The 2988-nt window shown below is 62.3% G+C and carries 2 protein-coding genes; both read left to right on the forward strand.

The genetic code is table 11. The features are described from left to right. Positions 1-78 precede the first annotated feature (78 nt). Complete coding sequence (locus tag ZRA01_RS20075; protein ID WP_141355141.1) at positions 79-729, forward strand: methyltransferase family protein; 651 nt, start codon at positions 79-81, stop codon at positions 727-729. Positions 730-794: 65 nt separating this feature from the next. Beyond that, a partial coding sequence (locus ZRA01_RS20080; protein WP_141355142.1) for a heavy metal translocating P-type ATPase occupies positions 795-2988 on the forward strand: 2194 nt, incomplete at its 3' end.

The raw sequence follows: 2988 nt of genomic DNA on the forward strand, positions 1-2988 counted from the left end.
TGATGCACCGTTTCATGCATGGCCATCACGGTGCTCACAAGTCGCATGGTCGCGATACCGGTGAAGGAGGAGACGGCCATGGACGCCAGTAACGGTGATTACGGGTTGTGGACGCTCGTCGCCATCAACTCGATCTTCTTCATCCTGTTTGCCGCCAGTTACTTCAAGCCGCAGAGCAAGCAGGACTGGCGAACGCTGGGCATGTTCTCGGCCTTTGTCGTCGCCCTGTTCACGGAGATGTACGGCTTTCCGCTGACCATCTACCTGCTCTCGGGCTGGCTGTCGGAGCACTTTCCGGGCATCAACTGGCTTTCTCACGATGCGGGACATCTGCCCGAAATGATTTTCGGCTGGAAGGCCAACCCCCATTTCGGCCCTTTCCACCTCCTGTCCAGTCTCTTCATCCTCGGCGGTTTCTGGCTCCTCGCCGATGCCTGGCCAGTGCTCTATGCCGCGCAGAAAACGCAGACGCTGGCGTCGACGGGCCCCTACGCCCGAATCCGCCACCCCCAGTACGCCGCCTTCATTCTCATCATGATCGGCTTCCTGCTGCAGTGGCCGACCCTGGTCACGCTCACCCTGTTTCCGATCTTGCTTGCGACTTACGTCCGCCTGGCGAAACGGGAAGAAAGGCAGGCACTGGAAGCCTTCGGCGAGGAGTACCGCGCCTACCTGCTCAGAACGCCCGGCTGGTGGCCAAAGTGGAGTAAGCACCCGACGAAACCTTGAAGGCCGGGTAGCGATCAAGGTCGAGACAAGAAGGAGTTGCCATGACATCCCCAGCGTCCGGACACATGCACGACCCTGCCCACCATCACGTTCCGTCTTCTTCTGGGCAAGCCGCTCCAGGGAGCGCGACAGACCCGGTCTGCGGAATGACGGTGAAGCCGGAATCGACTTTCCAAAGTGAGTGGGAAGGCGCGACTTACCGCTTCTGCAGCAGCAAATGCAAGATCAAATTTGATGCAGGCCCGCGTGCCTACTTGCAGCCTGAAAAGCCCGCTGTCACCGATCCCGGCACCGAATACACCTGCCCGATGCATCCGGAGATCCGGCAGATCGGTCCGGGAAACTGTCCGAAATGCGGAATGGCCCTCGAGCCGGTCCTGCCTGATCTGGCGAGCGAAGACGACAACAGCGAGTATCGAGATTTCCGTCGGCGTTTCTGGTTCAGTTTGCCGCTTACCCTTGTGGTGGTGTTCCTGGCCATGGCAGGCCATCTGCTCGGCGGCCTGCCGCCGGCCCTTCGCAGTGGCGTGGAGCTGGTCCTGAGCGTGCCCGTCGTTCTGTGGGCCGGTTGGCCCTTCTTTGTTCGGGGCGCGCAGTCGGTGGTCCATCGCAGTCCCAACATGTGGACGCTGATCAGCCTCGGTACGGGCGCGGCTTTTCTGTACAGCATCGTCGCGACGCTGGCGCCCGGCGTGTTTCCACCATCGTTCATGGCTCATGGCCGGATCGGCGTTTATTTTGAAGCGGCGGCCGTCATCATTTCGCTGACGCTGCTCGGCCAGATGCTGGAGTTGCGTGCCCGTTCGCAGACTTCAGCGGCCATCAAGTCGCTACTGGGTCTGGCGCCGAAGACCGCACGGCGAATCCTGGCCGATGGCCGTGAAGAGGATGTTCCGCTCAATCATGTCCATGTCGGCGACTTCCTGAGGGTCCGGCCCGGCGAGAAAGTGCCGGTGGACGGTGTGGTAGTCGAAGGAAGCAGTTCGGTCGATGAGTCGATGCTGACCGGTGAGCCGCTGCCGGTCAGCAAGCGAGCGCCAGACAAGGTGATCGGCGCAACGATGAACACCTCGGGCAGCCTCGTCATCCGCTCCGAGAAAGTGGGCGCGCAAACCATGCTTGCGCAGATCGTGCAGATGGTCGCCCAGGCCCAGCGCTCCAGGGCACCGATGCAGCGTCTGGCCGATGTGGTGGCCGGGTATTTTGTCGCCGCGGTGGTCACCGTTGCCCTTGCCAGCTTCTTTGCCTGGGGGCTGTTTGGAGGAGATCAGGGCTGGGTCTTCGGACTCATCAGCGCAGTCTCGGTGTTGATCATTGCCTGCCCCTGCGCCCTCGGGCTGGCAACACCGATGTCGATCATGGTGGCGACCGGTAAGGCCGCCACGCAGGGCATCCTTTTTCGGGATGCGGCTGCAATTGAGGATCTGCGCCGGATCGACACGCTGATCGTGGACAAGACCGGCACCCTGACCGAAGGGCGTCCCGCATTTGAGCGCGCCGTCGCCTTGCAAGGCAACAGTGAGAACGAGATCCTGCAGCTCGCGGCCAGTCTCGACCAGGGCAGTGAACATCCTCTGGCCGATGCCATTGTGCGTGCCGCGCGTGAGCGGGGGATGAGCCTCGACAAGGTCGAGCAGTTCGAGTCGGCGAGCGGTATTGGCGTACACGGCATCGTTGGAGGGCGACGCCTGGCACTCGGTAACGTGACGCTGATGGCGCAGGAGGGTATCGAGCTTGGATCCTCCACCGAACTTGCCGAACGCGCCGAGGAACTTCGCAAGAGTGGGGCCAGCGTGATCCATCTTGCCTGTGATGGGCAACTTCTCGGCCTGCTGGCTGTTTCCGATCCGATCAAGGCGAGTACGCCGGAAGCCTTGGCGAGCCTGCGGGCGGCCGGGCTGCGCGTAGTGATGGCGACCGGCGATGGTTTGACCACCGCACGCGCGGTGGGGCAGCGGCTTGGTATCGATGAGGTCTACGGAGAGGTCAAGCCGGCCGACAAACTTGCTCTCGTGGAAAAATTTCAGCGCGAAGGACACGTCGTGGCGATGGCCGGCGACGGCATCAACGACGCACCGGCCCTCGCCAGGGCGGATGTCGGCATCGCCATGGGAACCGGGACCGATGTGGCCATGAACAGTGCGCAACTGACCCTCGTCAAAGGCGACCTGAGAGGTATTGCCCGTGCCCGTGCGCTATCAGTCGCCACGGTCCGCAACATGCGGCAGAACCTGGCTTTCGCGTTTCTCTACAACGCCC

The sequence above is a fragment of the Zoogloea ramigera genome (assembly GCF_006539865.1).
Classification (GTDB): Bacteria; Pseudomonadota; Gammaproteobacteria; order Burkholderiales; family Rhodocyclaceae; genus Zoogloea; species Zoogloea ramigera.

Coding starts and splice junctions, on each gene's coding strand:
- ZRA01_RS20075 (WP_141355141.1), top strand. CDS start 79: ATGGACGCCAGTAACGGTGATTACGGGTTGTGGACGCTCGTCGCCATC.